Source organism: Acetivibrio cellulolyticus CD2 (assembly GCF_000179595.2).
GTDB classification, from domain to species: Bacteria; Bacillota; Clostridia; order Acetivibrionales; family Acetivibrionaceae; genus Acetivibrio; species Acetivibrio cellulolyticus.
Window position 1 is genome coordinate 497,456 of record NZ_JH556659.1, and the last position, 20,839, is coordinate 518,294.

Annotated in this window: 13 protein-coding genes; all 13 read left to right on the forward strand. The window is 36.1% G+C overall.

The window, feature by feature from the left end; all coding sequences use genetic code 11:
- Positions 1-149: 149 nt before the first annotated feature.
- Positions 150-2,552, forward strand: a complete 2,403-nt coding sequence (gene leuS, locus ACECE_RS0222260; protein ID WP_010251233.1) for a leucine--tRNA ligase — start codon at positions 150-152, stop codon at positions 2,550-2,552.
- A gap of 252 nt (positions 2,553-2,804) precedes the next feature.
- Positions 2,805-3,611: a zinc transporter ZupT gene (gene zupT, locus ACECE_RS0222265; protein ID WP_026073963.1), complete on the forward strand. Its 807-nt coding sequence runs from the start codon at positions 2,805-2,807 to the stop codon at positions 3,609-3,611.
- Between the two features lie 41 nt (positions 3,612-3,652).
- Complete coding sequence (locus tag ACECE_RS30400) at positions 3,653-5,503, forward strand: DUF4846 domain-containing protein (protein WP_010251236.1); 1,851 nt, start codon at positions 3,653-3,655, stop codon at positions 5,501-5,503.
- 36 nt (positions 5,504-5,539) lie between these two features.
- Positions 5,540-6,106, forward strand: coding sequence for a rhomboid family intramembrane serine protease (locus ACECE_RS0222275; protein WP_010251238.1), 567 nt, complete (start codon positions 5,540-5,542; stop codon positions 6,104-6,106).
- A gap of 286 nt (positions 6,107-6,392) precedes the next feature.
- Entirely contained in the window at positions 6,393-8,522 is a 2,130-nt protein-coding gene (locus ACECE_RS0222280; protein ID WP_010251240.1) for a substrate-binding domain-containing protein, read from the forward strand.
- An 81-nt stretch (positions 8,523-8,603) separates the two neighbouring features.
- Entirely contained in the window at positions 8,604-10,736 is a 2,133-nt protein-coding gene (locus ACECE_RS0222285; RefSeq protein WP_010251242.1) for an ATP-binding protein, read from the forward strand.
- Positions 10,737-10,799: 63 nt separating this feature from the next.
- Positions 10,800-11,546: a DUF2161 family putative PD-(D/E)XK-type phosphodiesterase gene (locus tag ACECE_RS0222290; protein WP_010251244.1), complete on the forward strand. Its 747-nt coding sequence runs from the start codon at positions 10,800-10,802 to the stop codon at positions 11,544-11,546.
- Between the two features lie 316 nt (positions 11,547-11,862).
- Entirely contained in the window at positions 11,863-13,956 is a 2,094-nt protein-coding gene (locus ACECE_RS0222295; RefSeq protein ID WP_010251246.1) for an SPFH domain-containing protein, read from the forward strand.
- Between the two features lie 256 nt (positions 13,957-14,212).
- Positions 14,213-16,735 (forward strand): transglutaminase domain-containing protein, encoded by a 2,523-nt coding sequence (locus tag ACECE_RS0222300; RefSeq protein ID WP_010251248.1) that lies wholly within the window; start codon positions 14,213-14,215, stop codon positions 16,733-16,735.
- Between the two features lie 23 nt (positions 16,736-16,758).
- Positions 16,759-17,934: a hypothetical protein gene (locus ACECE_RS0222305; protein WP_010251250.1), complete on the forward strand. Its 1,176-nt coding sequence runs from the start codon at positions 16,759-16,761 to the stop codon at positions 17,932-17,934.
- On the forward strand, positions 17,891-18,880 hold the full coding sequence (locus tag ACECE_RS0222310) for an AAA family ATPase (RefSeq protein WP_010251251.1): 990 nt from the start codon (positions 17,891-17,893) through the stop codon (positions 18,878-18,880). The genes ACECE_RS0222305 and ACECE_RS0222310 overlap by 44 nt, the downstream gene beginning before the upstream one ends.
- On the forward strand, positions 18,881-20,203 hold the full coding sequence (locus ACECE_RS0222315) for a DUF58 domain-containing protein (RefSeq protein WP_010251253.1): 1,323 nt from the start codon (positions 18,881-18,883) through the stop codon (positions 20,201-20,203).
- Complete coding sequence (locus ACECE_RS0222320) at positions 20,200-20,823, forward strand: hypothetical protein (protein WP_010251255.1); 624 nt, start codon at positions 20,200-20,202, stop codon at positions 20,821-20,823. Before ACECE_RS0222315 ends, ACECE_RS0222320 begins: the two co-directional genes overlap by 4 nt.
- Positions 20,824-20,839: the final 16 nt, after the last annotated feature.

Genomic DNA, 20,839 nt, shown 5'->3' on the forward strand with positions numbered 1-20,839 from the left:
GTTTGATGGTTCTTTTACGGAATGATATGGAGCATTTTTATAGGATTCTATGAATGGTTTAGGACAATTCCATTTTAATAAAGAAGTTATATACATATTTGTACACATAAATGCAGAGATTTATAGTGTTACGCATGGAGGTATAATAGATGAAACATGAGTTTAAAGACATAGAAGCTAAATGGCAAAAGAAATGGGAAGAAGCGAATGTTTTTCAGGCAGTAGATAATAGTGAAAAAACTAAGTTTTACGCATTGGTAGAGTTTCCGTATCCTAGTGGAGCTGGTATGCATGTAGGACATATTAAGGCATATTCTGGTCTGGAGGTTGTTTCCAGGAAGCGTAGGATGGAGGGATACAACGTCCTTTTCCCAATCGGGTTTGATGCTTTTGGATTACCAACTGAAAATTATGCTATAAAGACAGGAATGCATCCAAGGGTAATTACGGATAAGAATATTGTAAAGTTTACTGAACAGCTTAAGCGCGTAGGATTTTCATTTGATTGGTCACGTGTGATAGATACCACTGATGAAGATTATTATAAATGGACACAGTGGATTTTCCTTAAGATGTTTGAAAAGGGTCTTGTCTTCCGCAATACAGCACTAGTAAATTATTGTCCATCATGTAAGGTTGTTTTATCTAACGAAGACAGCCAGGGTGGCAAGTGCGATATCTGCCACAGTGATGTTGTACAGAAATCTAAAGATGTTTGGTATCTGCGTATTACTGAGTATTCGGAAAAGCTTCTGCAAGGTCTTGAAGAGGTTGACTATCTGCCAAATATCAAGCAGCAGCAAATGAATTGGATCGGTAAATCTACAGGTGCTTTTGTTAATTTTTTAATAGACGGTAAAGAGGATAAGCTTCGTGTTTATACCACTCGCCCTGATACTTTGTTTGGTGTGACATTCATGGTAATGGCACCTGAGAATCCGCTTATTGATAAATATGCCGGTGAAATTACCAATATGAAAGAAGTTGAAGAATACCGCAATGTATGTGCTAAAAAGACTGAATTTGAGCGTACACAACTGGTAAAGGAAAAGACCGGTGTATGTCTTAAAGGTATAAGCGCAGTGAACCCACTGACTGGAAAGTGCATTCCAATTTACATAGCTGACTATGTAATGATGGGTTACGGTACTGGCGCAATCATGGCTGTTCCTGCACATGATGAACGTGACTATGAGTTCGCAAAAAAGTTTGGAATAGATATCATTGAAGTTATAAAAGGCGGAGATATCTCTAAGGCTGCATATACCAGTGATGGTGAGATGATTAACTCCGAATTCTTAAATGGATATACAAATAAAAAAGAGTCCATAGACAGAGTAATTGAAGAAATTAAGAAGCTCGGTATTGGTGAAGCTGGAGTGCAGTATAAGATGAAGGACTGGGCGTTTAATCGTCAGAGATATTGGGGTGAACCTATTCCTATCATTCATTGTCCGCAGTGTGGTGTAGTTCCTGTTCCATATGAAGAATTGCCTTTGCGTTTACCGAATGTGGAAAATTTCGAACCTGGTTTGGAAGGTGAATCACCTCTTGCCAAGATAGATTCTTTTGTAAACTGCACTTGTCCAAAGTGCCATGGAGCTGCAAAACGTGAAACGGATACAATGCCCCAGTGGGCAGGTTCTTCATGGTATTTCCTGCGGTACATAGATCCGCATAATGAAGATGCTTTGATAAATGAGGAAAAATTAAAATATTGGATGCCTGTTGATTGGTACAATGGCGGTATGGAACATGTTACCCGCCATATGATATACTCTCGTTTTTGGCATCACTTTTTGTATGATATAGGTGTGGTTAATACTCCTGAACCATATGCTAAACGTACTGCGCAAGGTCTGATACTAGGACCTGACGGTGAGAAAATGAGTAAATCCAAGGGTAACGTCGTCGATCCGTTAGACGTAGTTGATGTGTTCGGTGCTGATGTGTTGCGTACGTATGTCCTTTTTATGGGTGATTATGCTTCTGCTGCACCATGGAGTGATAGTTCCGTGAGAGGTTGTAAACGGTTCCTTGAACGTGTAGCAAATTTATATGATATTGCTAATGGAGAAGGATTTACACCGGAATTGGAAACAATTTTCAACAAGACTATCAAGAAGGTTTCAAATGACATTGAAGAAATGAAGTTCAACACAGCAATTGCAGCTTTGATGGGGTTGATTAATGAGATTTTTGATCATGGTTCTCTCACAAAGGACGAGCTTATCATTTTTATTAAATTGCTTTGCCCGGTTGCACCGCATATATGTGAGGAAATTTGGGAGAAAATTGGAGGAAAAGGCTTCCTGGCCTTGGCATCCTGGCCGGAATATGATGAAGCAAAGACTGTAGATGCAACTTTAGAAATTGCAGTTCAGGTAAACGGTAAACTTCGCGGAACTGTTACACTTCCATTGGATTGCTCACAGGATGAAGCGTTGACAAATGCCAAGAAAGTTCCTGATATTGTACCTTTCATTGAAGGTAAGAGTATTGTGAAAGAAATTTATGTTCCTAATAAGATTATCAACATTGTAGTGAAGTAAACAATGAGTATGAATATTTGGTAAAATCCTAAGTATGGCTCTTGATGAGTGGAAATTTATTTATAATATCATACTGATGTTTACAGCAAAATGACATGAAAATGCCCTTAATCTGTTGAAAAAACAGGCTTTGGGCTTTTTATTTTTCAAAAATTATTCTGTTACAAGGCACAAGTAACTTATTGATAAATGAAGGTAAATAGTTCATAATATACTCAATAACAACTGGGAGGAGAATAAAATATAGTGTTGATTGAAAATGTTTTACTGGCTTTTGGACTTACTCTGTTTGCAGGTCTTTCAACAGGAATTGGAGGACTGGTTGCTTTTATATACAGGAGAACAAATACAAAACTTTTATCCGTGGTTCTTGGCTTTTCAGCGGGTGTAATGATTTACGTATCCTTTGTTGAGATTTTGGATCAAGCTAAACATTATCTGACTTCTACTATGGGAGACAGGCTGGGAATATGGATAACCGTTGCAGGATTCTTTGGGGGTATGTTTTTAATTGCAATTATTGATAAACTGATTCCTTCCTATGAAAACCCTCATGAGTCCCATAAGCTAGAGGAAATGGATGTCTGCAGTGTAGACAACAAAAGCGTGAAACTATTGAGAACAGGGTTGTTAACTGCTCTAGCCATAACAATACATAACTTTCCTGAAGGCCTTGCTACTTTTACTTCGGCTGTAACGGAACCAAAGCTTGGAATAGCTATTGCAATTGCTGTTGCAATACATAATGTCCCTGAAGGTATTGCGGTGTCTATACCTATTTATTGTGCAACAGGGAGCAGAAAACGTGCATTCGGTTTGTCTTTGTTGTCGGGTTTTTCCGAACCGTTGGGAGCATTAATTGGATTTCTCATATTGATGCCTATTTTGAATGATCTTGTGTTTGGAATATTGTTTGCAGCTATTGCAGGGATTATGGTTTTTATATCGTTGGATGAGCTGCTGCCTACAGCAAGGGAATATGGAGAACATCACTTATCCATGTATGGAGTGATAGGTGGTATGATTGTAATGGCGTTGAGTTTGATCTTATTTGTATAAAAATATGTAGGAAATTTGGCTAATTTAAAGGGGTTTTTAGTATGGAGAAAATGAAAGAATCTTTCCCATCAAAACTAAAGAGATTCCTATTTAACAAGAAGATATCTGTTACTGGTATTTTAGAAGTTATTTTGCTTTTTTCAAGTGTATTTACTATTGGGGGCTTTTTTAGCAGATATACATGGTACTTTGACATATTTTCTCACTTTCGTTTTCAATATTTTGTGTTTTTCTTTGTTATAACCCTATTATGTATACTGCAGAAGAAGTGGAAGGTATTTTTGGTTTCTTTGATACTGTGTGTTATAAACTTAATACAGATAGTACCTATATATGTTCCTTACGGAAGTTTGGATACTTTACAGCCAGACAATTCACGTGATTTGAAAATTGTTCATTTTAACGTTCTCACCAGTAACGGAGAGTATAAAAATGCTATAGAATATATAGATAAGAAGGATCCTGATATTGTTGTATTGAACGAGGTTAACAAAAGTTGGATTGATAAACTGAAATTATTTGAAAAGTATAAATATAGCGTTGTAGAGACCAGGGATGATAATTTCGGAATAGCTCTATACAGCAAGATAGAACTACAAAATGCAAGGATAGAGTATTTTGGTGACGATGGTCTTCCTAGTGCTGTTGCGGAGTTTAATGTTGGAGATAATGAGGTGTCTATACTTGGAACACATCCGCTTACTCCTTCGGATAAGATAAGCTTTAATTCAAGAAACAAACAGTTTGAATCACTTATTGAAAATAGGAATAGTTTCAGTAAGAGTATGGTTTTGTTTGGAGATTTGAATACCACGTCATGGTCATATGGCTTTAAGAATTTAGTTAAAGGTATGAACCTGTATGACTCCAGGCAGGGGCATGGTATTCAGTTTTCATGGCCAACGACAATACCAATATTATCGGTGCCCTTAGATCACTGCCTTGTCTCAAAGGATATAAAAGTGCTAAAGCGTGAAATGGGACCTAACCTTGGATCGGACCACCGTCCTCTCTACGTTGAACTGAGAATATCAAAGACCTCTCATACTGATGGTAATGATTATACTAAGAAATCTGATAAAGCCGATAAGTTAGAGGGTAAGCCGCAAGATACTGTTGAAGAACCTGTTATTGAGAGTATTATTAGAACTGAGGGTTCTACTATACAGGATAGATTTAAGGTACCTGAGGGTTTTGAACGCATACAGGTTGCAGAGGGCTCTTTTGCAGAGTATTTAAGAAACCTGACTTTAAAACCTCATGGCGCTGTCGTTCAGTACTTTGATGGCAGGAAAAAGGGAAGAGATGTATATGAGGCAGTAATAGATATAGATGTTGGAGAAAGAGACCTTCAGCAATGTGCTGATGCTGTAATGCGGCTTAGAGCAGAGTACCTGTATGGTAAAAGGCTCTATGAAAAGATACATTTTAACTTTACAAATGGTTTTAAAGCCGATTATTCAAAATGGATGAATGGAAGCAGAATTGCAGTTAAAGGTAATGATACTTCTTGGGTGAAGAAAACTAATTATTCTGAAGAATATAAGGTTTTCAGGCAGTATATGGATATGGTTTTTTCATATGCGGGTACACTATCACTTGAAAAGGAAATGAATAAGGTGAATGTTGGAGAAATGGAGATAGGAGATGTATTTATAAAAGGGGCATCACCTGGACATTGTGTAATCGTTGTAGATATGGCGGTAAACAAAACTACCGGAGAGAAGCTGTTCATGATAGCACAAGGCTATATGCCTGCTCAGGACATTCATGTTTTGAAAAACTATAATGACCCGGGAATAAGCCCGTGGTACAGTACCGATTTTGGTGAAGTACTTGAAACCCCTGAGTGGACTTTCTATAAAGAACAGCTTATGAGATTTGGAGAATAAGACGAAATTTATTTATGGAATGTGTGGAGGTTTGTCATGCTTAAACGTTTTCATTATAATGCCCCGGTTATACTGACTTATACAATTTTATCCTTTATAGTTTTAATTATTGGTGAAGCAACAAATTTTGCTTCTACACGCTTGCTTTTTTCAGTATATAGAGGAAGTCTTACCGATGTTTTCTTTTATTTCAGACTGTTTGGGCATGTATTGGGACATGCGGACTGGAATCACTACCTGAGCAATTTCCTTATCATACTTATAATTGGACCAATGCTTGAGGAAAAATACGGTTCAAAAAACTTATTTATAATGATTGCAACAACAGCACTTGTAACAGGCCTGTTGAATATTTTGTTATTTGACACAGGGCTGCTAGGGGCAAGTGGGATTGTATTTATGTTTATTTTGCTGGGGTCATTTGCTAATATCCAGAAGGGACGAATTCCAATAACCCTTATATTGGTGGTTGTTGTATACCTTGGAATGGAGTTTGCCGATGCCATATTTCAGAAAGATAATATTTCACAGCTTACACATATAGCTGGCGGTATTTTTGGGTGTATCTTCGGTTTTATGCTTCAGAGTGGCAGAAGGTCGTAGGGTGGTTTTGTGTGACATTTTATCAGAAACTAAACAAAACTTGTTATTTCTATGTTATGTGTATTATGGTATAATTATTAAGTAGTACTAAAAATGCAACTTCGGTTATAATTTCACGGTCTAGCTTTGTTTGACCTGATTTTGTCTTTGTATTATTGATAAAGGGTCAGGTTGTGAATCTCATTTTGGCAATTCATTTTAATATCAAGAAATGTGTTTATTCTTTACTTTCAACTTAATATCTTGAAGACTTACAGGGAGTTTATTAACTTTTTGGGGTGATTTAATGAAAAAGCGCAAGACATTAGGGCTTCTTATTAATGAGATAGATGCTAGTTATCAAATGTATTTGTGGATATTGATAAAACAGGCTGCCGAGGAGTTGGACTGCAACTTGATAGTATTGGAAGGAAGGACTTTGAGGACCGATAACTATGCTGATAGACAACATCACATAATTTATAACTTTGTTGATAAAGAACGAATAGACGGACTTATCATAGCGGGTGGTGCAATAGCAAACTATATAACGGATGAAGAATTCAAACAATTCTGCAAAAAGTACAGAAATATTCCAATAGTATCTTTGGGCATTGTGTTACAAAATGCAATAAATTTAATTTCTGATAATAAGGAAGGCATGAGAAGTCTGGTCAGGCACTTGGTTGAGGACCATAGATATAAAAAAATCATTTTTGTAACTGGACCTGATAACAATTTAGACTCAATAGAAAGGTTTGAAGCATATAAAGAGGTTCTTGAGGAAAAAGATATAAGTTTCGATAAGACGCTTGTATATAATGGTGATTTTTCGCCCCATATAGGTTATACGTTAATGGAAGAAATTATTCTATCCAATGTGGAGTACGATGCAATAATATTTGCAAATGACGATATGGCTTTAGGTGCTATAAAATGCATAAAAAAAATGGAGGAAACAGGGCGATATGTTTTAAATAAAAAGTGCATAATTTGTGGGTTTGATGACTCTTTAAACTCAAGCAAGGTAGATCCCCCTCTTACAACAGTAAGGCAACCCTTTAAAGAGATGTGCTATAAAGCAGTTGAAATATTAGTTAATGGTACATTCAGCGAGAATAAAGAGGAAATAATTGTTTTTCCTTCTGTTTTGGTAAAGAGGGAATCTTGTGGCTGTAACTATAAGAATACGGAGAAGGCAGCAGCTGACAATTCTGTAAGGTTGGTGTCGAATTTCAGAATACATGAAAATATACAAACTTACATGATGGGCGAACTTTTTGATAAACTTACTTCTACCTTAAAATATTGTTATGTTGAAAGCTGTTTTGTTTTCAAATACGTTGAAGGCCCAATTTTTTATGATGGGGAAATGGTTTTTGATGAATCTTTTACTGTGCCATTGAATTCGGAAATGCTTTATGCATATTACAAGGGTGAGCGCAAGCCCGTCGATGAGAGTAATAGGTTTATAAAGACTACCCGAATTCTTTCTGATGACTTAATACCAAATGACAGTAGATTTATATTCTTTGTAGAACCTTTGTTTTTTATAAATGAACATTTCGGCTTCATATGTTTTGAAGTAATTGATAGTGATGTAGTTATGTTTGAAACGATAAGGGGACAGATAAGCAATACACTTAAAGGTGCACTTATGCTGCTGGAAAGGGAAAGAATGGAAGAGAGCTTGAGGGAAAATGAAAGGTTGGCATCATTAGGACAGCTTATAGGCGGCATCTCTCATAACCTTATGACTCCCATTATGTCAATTGCAGGTGTGAGTACTGCGTTGGAAGATTTGATTAATGAATATGGGGATTCTATAGGAGATTCATCAGTAACCATTGAAGATCACTATGAAATTAAGGCTGAAATGGAAGGCTGGGTCAAAAAGTTAAAAGACTACAACGCTTATATGTCCAATGTCATATCAACTGTTAAAGCACAAGCTGTTCAATTGAACTCCCAATCAAATAACGATTTTACAGTAGACGAACTGGGGAACAGGATTAATTTCTTGAAAAATAGCGATATTACAATCAAAAAGGCTGATCTTAAATTGTTTATAGAGGCGGATAAAAGTATAGTAATCAATGGAGATATATCCAACATAGTACAGATAATTGATAACTTAATAAAGAACGCAATCCAAGCATATGAAAATAAAGAACTTCGTGAGTGCAGGGTTGAGTTGTATATTCGGAAAAGTGAAAATATGATAATAATCATGGTAAAGGATTATGGGAAAGGTATACCTGAGGAAATCGGTTTCCGCTTGTTTAAATATATGGTAACCACAAAAGGTAAGAATGGAACAGGTCTGAGCCTCCTGCTATCATATTCAACAATTAAAGGTAAATTTGGAGGCGATATTTGGTTTGAATCTGACGAAAATCAAGGGACAATATTTTATATTGCAATTCCTGTAAGTTAGAACTTTGTTTTGATTTTAGCTATAGAGCCGCCTAAGATAAGGAGTATTTGATGCTTCTAAATTAACTTTAGGGGTGATATAATGAAAAAACGCAAGACACTAGGTCTGCTTATTAATGATTTAGATGGAAGTTATCAAACAATCCTGTGGTTATTGTTAAAGCGTACGGCTGAGGAATTGGACTGTAACTTAATGGTTTTCGAAGGAAGGTCATTGAGGAGAGATATATATGCGGATAAACAGCATCATATAATTTATAACTTTATTGATAAGGAAAGAATAGATGGACTTATTATTATAAGTGGTGCATTAGCTAACTACATAACACAAGATGAGTTCATGAAATTTTGCAAAAAGTATGCTGGTATTCCGATAATATCCATTGGTATCGTAATACCTAATGCAATAAGTCTTATTTTTGATAATAAGGAAGGGATGAAAAGTCTTGTCAGGCATTTGACTGATGACCATGGATATAAAAAGATTATATTTGCGACAGGACCTGATGGCAATATAGATTCAGTTGAACGTTTTGAAGCATATAAGGAGATCCTTGAGGAAAAGAATATAGGATTTGATGAGAAGCTTATATTCCATGGTGATTTTGTAACTAATACGGGTTTTAAGATTATGGAAGAAATTATTCTTTCGAATATGGAGTATGATGCTATTGTATTTGCAAATGATGATATGGCTTTAGGTGCTTTAAAGAGATTGAAAAACATAGAAGGTATGGAAAAATGTGATTTAAATAAGAAGCCGGTTATATGTGGATTTGACGACTCTTTATATGCGGGTAAATCATCCCCGGCTCTCACTACTGTAAGACAGCCACTTAAGGAAATGTGTTATAAAGCTGTTGAGCTATTAATAAACAATACATCCAATGAATGCAAAGAAGAAGTGATTATATTTCCTTCTGTTTTAGTAAAGAGGGAATCTTGCGGTTGTAGTTATAGCAAAGATGGTAACGACTTGAACGCTAACAATTCAATAAAGTATAAACAAAATTTTAGAATACATGAAAATATACAGACTTATTTGATTGATGAACTTTTTAGTAAACTTACACCTGTACTGAAACAATGTTATGTAAAAAGCTGTTTTGTTTTAAAATATGTTGAAGGTCCTATTTTCTATGATGAAGAAATGGCTTTTGATGAATCTTTTAAGGTGCCGCATAGATCAGAGTTGATCTATGCATACTGCAATGGTAAACGCAGTGATATAAATGACAACAATAGGATTATAAAGACTACGGAAATTGTTCCGGATTCTTTTATTCCAAGGGATAGAAGATTTGTTTATCTTGTCAAGCCTTTATTTTTCAGAAATGAACATTTCGGTTTTGTATGTTTTGAAGTGACCGATGATGATGTAATAACTTTTGAATTGTTGCGAGGACAGATAAGCAATGCACTAAAAGGTGCTCTTATGCTTCTTGAAAGAGAGCGAATTGAAGAGAGCTTGAGAGAAACTGAAAGACTGGCATCGCTAGGACAACTTATTGGGGGCATTTCTCATAACCTTATGTCTCCGATTATGTCGATTGCAGGTGTATCTGCTGCTTTGGAAGATTTGATTAATGAATACAGGGGATCGATAGGAGATACATCGGTAACCAATGAGGACCACTATGAAATTTGTGATGATATGACAGAATGGGTTAAGAAGTTAATAGAATACAATGCTTACATGTCTCAAGTTATATCGACTGTTAAAGCTCAGGCAGTTCAGCTAAATGCTCATTCAATTAATGATTTTACAATAGATGAACTGGTAAATAGGATTAAATTCCTGAAAAACAGTGATATTACTATTAAGAAGTCCAATCTTGAGTTGTTTGTAGATGCAGATAAAAGCACTACAATTGCAGGAGATATATCAAATATGATTCAGGTACTGGATAATTTAATAAAAAATGCAATCCAATCATATGAAAGTAAAGAACTTAATGAGTGCAGGGTTGAGTTATATATTAGGAAAAACGAAAATATGATAATTATAATGGTTAAGGATTATGGTGAAGGAATATCAGAGGATATTAAGTCACGCATATTTAAGTTTATGGTGACTACCAAGGGTAAAAATGGAACAGGGTTGAGTCTTTTGTTATCCTACTCAACTATCATAGGGAAATTTGGAGGAGAAATTTGGTTTGAATCTAAAGAAAAGCAGGGGACTGTATTTTGTATAGCGGTGCCTATAAGTTAGAAGATTCGCTAAATATAGTTTATTGACCGGAAATTTATTTGGTGGTACTTTATAACTATACTTATGAAAAAAGAAGAGGACGAAATGAAAGAGAAGAAGAAAGGCACGTTATACGAAGAAGATTTATATGCTCCAATAAGAGATTATCTTACAGGAGAAGGCTATACAGTAAAAGGTGAAGTTAAGCACTGTGATGTTATGGCTGTAAAATATGATGAGATGCTGGTTGTGGAAATGAAGAAAACCCTAAACCTTGATGTCATTCTTCAAGCTGCAATTAGGCAGAGGTTAACAGACAGGGTTTATATAGCTGTTCCCAAAAAAGGCAAATTGATGTTTACTAAGAGGTGGAAGAATATATGTTACCTCTTAAGAAGGCTTGAACTAGGACTGTTTCTGGTATCCTTTAAAGGTGATATAGCCTTTGTTGAAGAGGTTATTACTCCTCAGCCATTTAACCGGAATGTCAGCATAAAAAGGTCAAACAGAAAAAAAAGAGATGTTCTCAATGAATTTTCAAAAAGGCATGGTGATTACAATACTGGGGGGTGCACAGGCAAAAAGCTTGTAACTGCCTACAGAGAGGAGGCAATACACATTGGTGCTCTGATTAGCAAGTATGGAGATTTAAGTCCTAAAAGCCTTAAAAAGCTAGGTGCGGATAAGGATAAAACATCAAAGATATTGCAGGATAATCACTACGGATGGTTTGACAGGGTGGCGAGAGGAGTGTATGCCTTGACGGACAAGGGAAAGGCGGAACTTTATGAATACCATGAACTTGTAGACTTCTATTTGAAAGAGAATTGAACTATATAGAAAATACACTGCTATTAAGGTGGCTTAGCACTAAAATAGCAGTTTTTTTGTAAGTATTTGCTTATCAAGTATTTGAGGTTTATACTTATATAACTTTTTGATTAAATTATTTTGGATATGAAAACATGAGAGATTTTGAGAAAACATATGATTGAAGTATGTATATTATTTTAAAGAGGCGAATATTGATTATGGGACGATAAAACGTAGAGTGTGACACTTTAAAATGCAGATTTGCGGATGTATAATCGTGTTAATTAATTAACAACGAGTAAAACTCAATAAATAATAAAGGGGGCAAATTTATATGTTAGTCGATTTAGGTTCGATTTTTGTACCGGTACTGATAGTTTCAATTATACTGGTTTTATTCTTAGTCTGGAAAATCATAGGCCTTAGAATAATTCCAAACAACAAAATCGGTATAGTAGAAAAATGGTGGTCTACTAAAGGCTCTTTGAATGAACAAATTATAGCTTTAAATGGTGAAGCTGGTTATCAGCCTGAGGTATTAAGAGGAGGTATTCACTTTAGAACGCCTCTACAGTACAAGGTACACATAGTACCACTTGTAACAATACCACAGGGGCAGATTGGATATGTGTTTGCAAGAGATGGAAAACCTCTTGAACCTACTCAGACTCTAGGCTGTATTGTACCTGATAGCAATAACTTTCAAAGTACACGTGACTTCATTGTAAATGGTGGACAGAGAGGTCCACAGAGAGGGATAATCCGTGAAGGTACCTACGCTTTTAATCTGGCACAGTTTATGGTAATAACTGAGGAAAAAGTTTATTACCTCCCGATGGGAACAGCAGGTGAACATGAGACAATAAACAGAATGACAGAGACATTGAGGGAAAGAGCCGGGTTTAGACCTATAGTTATCAGTGGATCTGATGACATGATTGGGATAGTTACTATACATGACGGACCTTCACTTAATAAGGATGATATTATAGCACCAACTGTAGGTGATAACTCTGCCAACAGCGAGATATATCATAACAACTTCCAGGACCCTGAGAAGTTTCTGAAGGCAGGTGGCTTCAGAGGTAGACAGCATCAGGTACTTGTTGATGGAACATACTTCATAAACAGATTGTTTGCAACAGTTGAGTTTATTAATAAGACTATTATTGAAGTAGGATTTGTAGGAGTAGTAATATCATATATAGGTCCTAAAGGTTCAGATTATTCAGGTGAAGAGTATAAGCACGGGGAACTTGTTGAAAATGGGTACAGAGGTGTATGGAGAGAGCCTCTAATGCCAGGTAAGTATGCTTTCAATACTTATGCAGGAAAGATTGTGAGGATACCTACAACAAACATTATTTTGAAATGGATAAGTAACCAAACTGGTAATCACAGATATGACGAGAATTTGAAAGAAGTAAGTCTTATAACAAAGGATGCTTTTGAACCGTCACTTCCGCTATCAGTCGTAATGCACATTGACTATAAAAAGGCTCCGTTGGTTATACAGAGGTTTGGAGATATAAAAATGCTGGTTGATCAGACATTGGACCCAATGGTATCGGCATACTTTAAAAATATTGGTCAGACTAAGACACTTATACAGATTATTCAGGATAGAAATGAAATACAGGAAACTTCATCAAATGAGATGAAATTAAAATTCAATCATTACAGCTTGGAACTTGAAGAGGTTCTTATAGGTACACCTTCATCATCTGCAAATGATAACAAGATAGAGCAGATACTAACTCAGCTAAGGGATAGGCAGGTTGCATTAGAACAGGTTGAAACGTATTCACAGCAACAAAAGGCTGCCGACAAGGAAAGAGAACTCAAAGAATCCGAAGCAAAAGCGGCTCAACAAAGACTCTTAACGGAATCCGATATTAATATACAGATTCAGGCTAACCAGGGTAAAGCTGAATACCAGAGATCATTGCAGGAGGCATCAAAGATAAAAGCCATAGCAGATGCAGAAGCAAGCAAAATTAAGAGTATATCTCAAGGTGAAGCAGCTAAAATTAAAGCTATAGCAGAGGCAGAAGCTGAAAGAGAGGCAAAGGTTGGTATAGGTAAGGCGATGGCAATTGAAGAACAGGTAAGAGCGTATGGCGGTTCAAGATACCAGCTTGTACAGGATATTATGAACAGGTTTACGGCAGCTATTGAAAAATCCGGTGTTGACCTGGTTCCTAAAACTGTTATCAACATGGGTTCAAGTGAGGGTGGTAATATAACAAATGCCTTTGAACTTCTTTTAGGTCTCGTAGTTAATGAAAAACTTAGCTTGGGAGATGGATCTGGTGAGAAAGAAGAGAATACAAGAGTTAAAGAGATCAAAGAGTTGATTCTAAGTACAGCCGGAAGCAAGTTGCCGGTTAAGGATCAGGAAGTGAAAGATACAAAACCGAAAGAGTAGTCCTCTTATAATTTAGTTTTAGAGTTTTTCATCTAGAATAAATATTGAAACAAGAAACTTAAATTTCGTGATACCTATTGGTTGAAATTTAAGTTTCTTGTTTTTGTTCCAAATCTAGAAATGATATATGACAGCGAGTTGATTCAATGGAGACCTCAGTGATTTCTTTACACGCTTAAGTTTCATAATTTGTGAAAATATACCTTGTGCTGGCATATACAAATACAGAAAAATCTTATATAATATATACTTATATATGAATAAAAAAGATTCCAATATAAAAAACAACTTAATAAAATTAGCTATGTTTCTTTCAGTTGTATTATTGTCAGCTTTTTTCCTTATGACTGCAATAAATATGTTGAAATTACCCAATACCGGACTGGGTGGAGGCGAGAATACCAACAAAAGTTCTTCGGGGGAGAACAGTAAACCACCAAAGGTGAGCTCTGACTCAAAAGATTATGGCTCTGATTTTGATGATTGGAAAGATAGGGTTGATAAGAGAAGAGCTGAAAGAAAAGGCAACATAACTCCCGGAGAGGAATACTCATATGGGGAAAACCCTGAAGGCGGTAGCAATGGTGAAGGAGAATATCAAATACCTGAAGATGTTCCCAATATAGATATTTCCGGAGATCAGGAGATTCCCAATATTCCGTTTGGTAGTGGAGATTCCGGAAGTACTATAGCGATTACCAATAAGAAACCGCCTCACACTGCTGCGTTTGAAGTTCTTGGTTACCCCAATTATCCATTCTTAAAGGTAATGGTAATGGAAAACTACTTTAATAACCACTGGACTGTAGCAAAAGAGGAGTCCGAAGTCAAGATCAATTTTGATAAGAAATTGGATGAAAACTATAGTGCCAATTCAGTCAAGATTAAACCTGTTGTGCCTTCAAACGGTTATTTGCCTGTCTTATCGGGTAATATTGATTTTAAATACCGTACAAGTGTTGATTGGTATAAGAACTCAGAAACATATTATTCTAATGAGCCTGTAAGTGATTCTTATGAAATGGATTATGAGGCACCGGCAAATATTGAGCAGCTTGCATTTGCAAATACAGATGACTCATATGCGTATACTATATCTGTACCTGATGAAATTGATAAAGTTGTTGATAGTATAATTGAAAACTGTGTTAGTGATTATGATGTAATAAAGGCTGTGGGGGATTACCTAAATATCAATTATGTATTAAGCGATGAAACTATAAACAACTATGGTGAAAATGATGGTATTGTAGCATTCCTCAGGAATAAAGGCGGTAAGGGAAATACCCTAGACTTTATGTCAGCCTATGCTTATTTATTAAAGGTGGCAGGCATACCATGCAGGTTGGCTGTTGGTTATAGGATTAACCAGAGTCTGCCATATCAGGTGGTTTATAAGGATCAGACATATATATATCCTGAGATTAAGTTTGAAGGATACGGATGGGTACCAATGGATGTTTTTGGTTATAATCCTTCTTTTACACCGCCTAATGCGACTTTTACAGAAATAACTTATGCCAGTGCAGAGGCAAAAAGGGGTACCAGCTTTACTGTAAAAGGTACGGTGAAGGATGCAAAAGGAACAATGCTTGATAACATGGCAGTATTGATTTATGTAAAGCAATCGAAATCTGAGAATACTCTTTCATATGTCAAAGCGGATGTACACGGCGGATATTTTGAGGTAAATTGCGAATTGAAATTCAACACTGGTGCAGGAAAATATCAGGTTGTAGCAGATCTTCTTGAAAATGATTTATATCGAACATCTACAAGTGATCCTGAAATGAAAGTCTTTACCGATACCTCGATAGAGCTAAATACAAAAGCTTCTGTTGTAGGCAGCAGCTTTAAAGTAGAGGGAAGACTTTTGGACAGCTACTCAAATGAAGGAGTAATAGGCCAAGAGTTAAATGTGGAGTTTCAGAGCAGGACTGAATTGGGAAGCATCACATCGAGTGATGAGGGAAAGTTTTCTACAGTAATTGAGCTTAACAAACTTGGAAAGCTGTCGCCAGAAAAAGATTTTTTCCTCGTGAAGAGCTATAATATACCCTATAAAATGAATTTTACAGGTACAGATATCTTTTTTCCTTCAAGCAGTAATGGCAGTATTTATGTATGGCAGATCCTCTGGTTGAGGATTTGGCTGACTTTAGCAGCATTGATAATTATGGTGGTTGCTCCAATCATCATATATAATTTCAGGAGAAGAAGGGTAAAGGATCTGGAAAGCATGGATATGGTTCTTGCTTTCGATGGAAGTTCGCAGAAAGTAACAGTTCCTGCTGCAACCTCTTTAGTGAAAAAGGAATCGCATGAGCAGATTTCTATTTTGTTTCCGCAGATAAAGGATGGTTATCCTGATGTATGGGGAGTTAATGAAGAACTGCTTATGAGGTTTGAGGACAGTTCACAAAATTGGGATGAAATCAAAGAAACATTCTGCAAAAAAGGTGTTTATTCTATATCTGTATCAGCAGGAACAGGTAAGATAGCAAAGAAATATATAAATATAGTAGATTACAGAGAAGAAGTCATAGCAAACGGAAAGAAACTATTAAAAGGTCTTTCCAAAAGTATTGTTATCAATGACAAGATGACTTTAAGAGAGATACTTTCACTAACAAGCGCTGAATTAACTACTCTGAAATATATGATACTAGAACAGATTTTTGATATAATGGAGAAGGCTGTATATAGTTTGAATGATATTACAAGAGATGATTATGAGCTGTTTTATATGTGTATTCAGAAATATATGAATCAGGCTTAATTAATTTTATATGGGAGGATAGGATGTATCCGGATAATGCAATGGCTTTAAAAGCATCAGCAAAGAAATTTGCACTTTACTCAGTGATGCTTATCGTGTTTGGAGTATTCTCGTTTTTGGTATTCTTTTTACCCGGAAGCCTTTTATATAACTTTCGGGAATACTTCTATTTTTTAATATTTCCTATTATTGCAATACTTGCCGGTGCCTCTGTTAAAGCTTATGTAAACAGCTACTTTGTTGGCAGGTGGGCTAGCCTTGCTGCAAGCTTTATACAATACTTTGCAAACGGTCTGGCTGCAGATTTGTTTTTGGCTTTTGCTTATAAAAATATGATATTCCTGACTGCGCTTGTCTGGGTTTTCTTGCTGGTTACCTCGATAATTGTTTTTAAAGCATCAAAGTACTTTTATACAGGAATATATGATGGATGTGCAATAAGAGCATTTTCTTATATACTTATGGGTTTATCGATAAAGAGTATGTTTGGCGGAATGTTGAAAGAGGAGTATTTTGGGAGCAGGTTCTGGACCTCACTTACAAATATTGTGATGATTTCGTTCATAATATTGGCGCTGGTACAGATGGCGACGCTTGTAGAACTTTTTTATACTACAAAGTCAAGAAGAATATCTATATGGCTTAAACGTAAACATCATTTGAAATTTTTATTTATAAGTGCCTGGGTATTTACGCTGACTGATTTGAGGAGGGGTGTCGTGGGTGGTTTTGGAGAATGGATGTTCGTATTCCTGATATTGTTGTTAATATTTATAATTTTTGCGGCAAAGCTGTGGGGAAATGTGAAAAACTCTCCTGAGGAGAAGCTGGCCAAGCACATCCAGAATATGAACTTTGATAAAAGCAAGGACCTTGAAAATGTATCAAGGTATATTGATGAGTATGTTAACTATGGGAAAAAAAGCAAACTTGTATCTTATATGACCTTTTTAGGGTATAAGACAGGTATTCCGTTTAATGCAGTCAGTAATATAATTGCTCCACTTGTTGAGTATAGCGATCCTGAAATCCCAGGTATGCTGACGAGCGAACAATATAAAGCCATAGAAGAAAGAAATCGGCAGAACAGGTCAATAGTAATTGAAAAAATAACATCAAATTTACAGCTTTTTGGAAAGGGTGTATATGGGTACAATGGATACAGTACAGGTTCAAACACTATGCAAGACTATAATTGATGAGGTAGAAAAGGTATTTGTTTCAGGTGACAGGTTATTGCTCAATAAAGTTCTTTGTGGCTTTTTATCGGGAGGACATATTCTATTTGAAGATAATCCTGGGCTAGGAAAGACACTGCTGGTAAAGGTGCTCGCAAAGGTAACAGGATGCGAATGGAAGCGTATTCAGTTTACACCTGACTTGATGCCTTCTGATATATCTGGGACTAAAATATGGAAAAGTAACTCATCTGCTTTTGAACTTGAGAAGGGACCGATATTTACGAACTTTCTGCTTGCCGATGAGATAAACAGGGCGATGCCAAAGACTCAATCAGCACTTCTAGAAGCGATGGAAGAAAGACAGGTTTCAATAGAAGGAACAACTTATTCTCTTGAACCGCCTTTTATTGTAATGGCTACCCAGAACCCCATTGAAATGGAGGGGACTTATCCGCTTCCTGAAGCTCAGATGGACAGGTTTATAATGAAACTGTCATTAGGTTATCTTGATAGTAGCGAGAAGGAATGTGAGGTCTTAAAGAGGCGTATTGAATGGAAAAAGGATGACCCAACAAATGATATACGTCCTGTGGTAACCATGAAACAGCTTTTAATGCTCCAGCAGGAAGCTGAAAAGGTATTTGTGGATGATAATATACTTATGTATATAACTGAAATTGTAAGGAGCACCAGAACAAATCCTAATGTCAGACTTGGAGCAAGTCCAAGAGGTGCTTTAGGTCTTCTAAAGCTTTCCCGTGCCAATGCTTTAATATCAGGCAGGGATTATGTAGTTCCAGATGATGTAAAATTTATAGCGGTAGAAGCATTATCGCACCGTATAATTCTTCATGTGGAGCACATCATGGAAGGACGACTTCCTACTGCAGTTATAAAGAGCATTATAAGCAAAATTGATGTTCCTAAAAGTTTTACCAGGGAAAATGCAGGAGGGTTATATTAAATGCCCAGATATGTGTCCAGATTAGGTACAACTTTTTTATTCCTGATACTTACAGGGTTCCTGCTTGCTAATAACATACTTATAGCCGTTTCTATAATACCGCTGTGTCTTATGGCTATCGGCTATTTTATAGATGTACCTGGGGATATCGGTGTAATAAAAAGTATATCTAAGGATAGGGCACGTGTAGGTGAAGTGTTAGATATTAGTCTTGACATATCTATTGAGTCCGGATTTGGTCTGGTAATCATTTGTGACATTTTGTATGGAAGCTTTGAACTTGTTGAGGGCAATAACTTTCATGTAATGTGGAAAGGTTTGACTCCAAAAAAGGCTAAAATCAACTATAGAATGAGGTGCACTTCATCTGGAACATACTCTTTGGATGTAACAAAATGGAGATCTAAGCATCCTGTATGTGACTACTCTGAGAGTGGAGAATGCCATAATGAAATATCCTTAAAGATAGTCCCAAGACTATTAGAACTTCATAAAATAAGAGGGTTATCAGCAAAGTGCAGAGTACCCATGCCTCAAGGAGCATTATCTACCCTTGGCATGACTACTCACGAATTTAAAGAGGTCAGGATGTATTATCCAGGTGATCCTTTTAAATCAATTAACTGGAAGGTTACTTCGAGAAACCTTTTCAGGGGAAAGATTCAGCCTGTTGTAAATGAATTTGAAAAGGAAGGAAAGAAAACAGTATATATTTTTCTTGATACTTCACCAACTATGAACTATGGCACAAAATCCAAAAATGTAATAGAGTATTCCATTGAAGCAGTAAACGGTCTTGCGGACCATTATCTAGGGCAAAACTGTATAGTGTCTCTTATATCCTTTGGCGATAAGAAATTTACTGTTCATGCGGGAGCCGGAAAAAGACAGTATCATAGAATACTGAGAGAACTGATGAAGATTAGGGATAATAACGAGGCGAAGAAAGAAATTAAAAAGAAAATAACAGGGCTTAATGAGGTTGTTTATTCTAACCGTGAACATTTCTCGGGTGTGAGGCCTTTATTTATAGTGGTAACAAGGTTTTGCGGAAGCAATTGTGAAACGCTGAAAAAGGCAATTGAGGATATGTCTAAGTATACAATGAGAAATGGAAACTTGCCAAGTATAATGATTATAAATATTATCGGTTATGAGATGAAAATTAAAAAGGAGACTGAAAGACAGGCAGCAGGTGTGCTTGAAGCATTTGTAAATATTATGTCAAAAGAGCTAAGAAACCAATGTATATGGATTGACTGGAATCCTGAAAGGGAAAGCCTTACCAGTGCACTTTTAAAACAGGTGGTGACTGCGAGATGAAAGAATGGATATTACCTGTGAGAATTATACTTATGCTGGCATCGTATTTTTTATCCTTGGTTCTTTTTATGAATACGTCAGCATTTGATTATGGAGATTTTTGGACCTCATTTATTACAGTGAATGTGATAGCTGTTATAATAATTGCAATGTGTTTTGGTGTTTCACGAAATGCACTTACTCCAACCTTTGTTGTGTGCATGGGGTTTTGTGTTCCGTCACTTATGGCGTATTCAAAATTGGGGGCAGCAGTATTCGATATTGATGTTAAAAGTAATTTTAATGCTTTTTTTACTGCAATATTCTTTGTTACAATAATTTTAATGTTTTTATCAGCAGGAAAACTTAAGAGGCAGGAAAATGAATACATTTCTTTGGTGTCAAATGGTGCAGATGAGGAAGCTGTAAAGAATATTGTAATTAACAGCCTGAAAGTATTTTTTGCGTTTTTAGCCCCTATATTTGTTTTGACAATTGTTGCTATAACGTTTGGATTTATTGTATTAAATGTTGAAGGTTCAATGCCTGTTGCTATTATGACAGCAATTATCGGCATAGCTTTATTTTCTGGAAGCATGTATTATCTTTCTAGAAAGTGGTCAAATCAATCACGCAAGTAGTAGATCAGTGGTCTTT

Bases quoted from the DNA above. Each gene is read 5' to 3' on its own strand.
- leuS (WP_010251233.1), top strand. From the start codon at position 150: ATGAAACATGAGTTTAAAGACATAGAAGCTAAATGGCAAAAGAAATGG.
- ACECE_RS30400 (WP_010251236.1), top strand. From the start codon at position 3,653: ATGGAGAAAATGAAAGAATCTTTCCCATCAAAACTAAAGAGATTCCTA.
- ACECE_RS0222275 (WP_010251238.1), top strand. From the start codon at position 5,540: ATGCTTAAACGTTTTCATTATAATGCCCCGGTTATACTGACTTATACA.
- ACECE_RS0222280 (WP_010251240.1), top strand. From the start codon at position 6,393: ATGAAAAAGCGCAAGACATTAGGGCTTCTTATTAATGAGATAGATGCT.
- ACECE_RS0222285 (WP_010251242.1), top strand. From the start codon at position 8,604: ATGAAAAAACGCAAGACACTAGGTCTGCTTATTAATGATTTAGATGGA.
- ACECE_RS0222290 (WP_010251244.1), top strand. From the start codon at position 10,800: ATGAAAAAAGAAGAGGACGAAATGAAAGAGAAGAAGAAAGGCACGTTA.
- ACECE_RS0222295 (WP_010251246.1), top strand. From the start codon at position 11,863: ATGTTAGTCGATTTAGGTTCGATTTTTGTACCGGTACTGATAGTTTCA.
- ACECE_RS0222300 (WP_010251248.1), top strand. From the start codon at position 14,213: ATGAATAAAAAAGATTCCAATATAAAAAACAACTTAATAAAATTAGCT.
- ACECE_RS0222305 (WP_010251250.1), top strand. From the start codon at position 16,759: ATGTATCCGGATAATGCAATGGCTTTAAAAGCATCAGCAAAGAAATTT.
- ACECE_RS0222310 (WP_010251251.1), top strand. From the start codon at position 17,891: ATGGATACAGTACAGGTTCAAACACTATGCAAGACTATAATTGATGAG.
- ACECE_RS0222315 (WP_010251253.1), top strand. From the start codon at position 18,881: ATGCCCAGATATGTGTCCAGATTAGGTACAACTTTTTTATTCCTGATA.
- ACECE_RS0222320 (WP_010251255.1), top strand. From the start codon at position 20,200: ATGAAAGAATGGATATTACCTGTGAGAATTATACTTATGCTGGCATCG.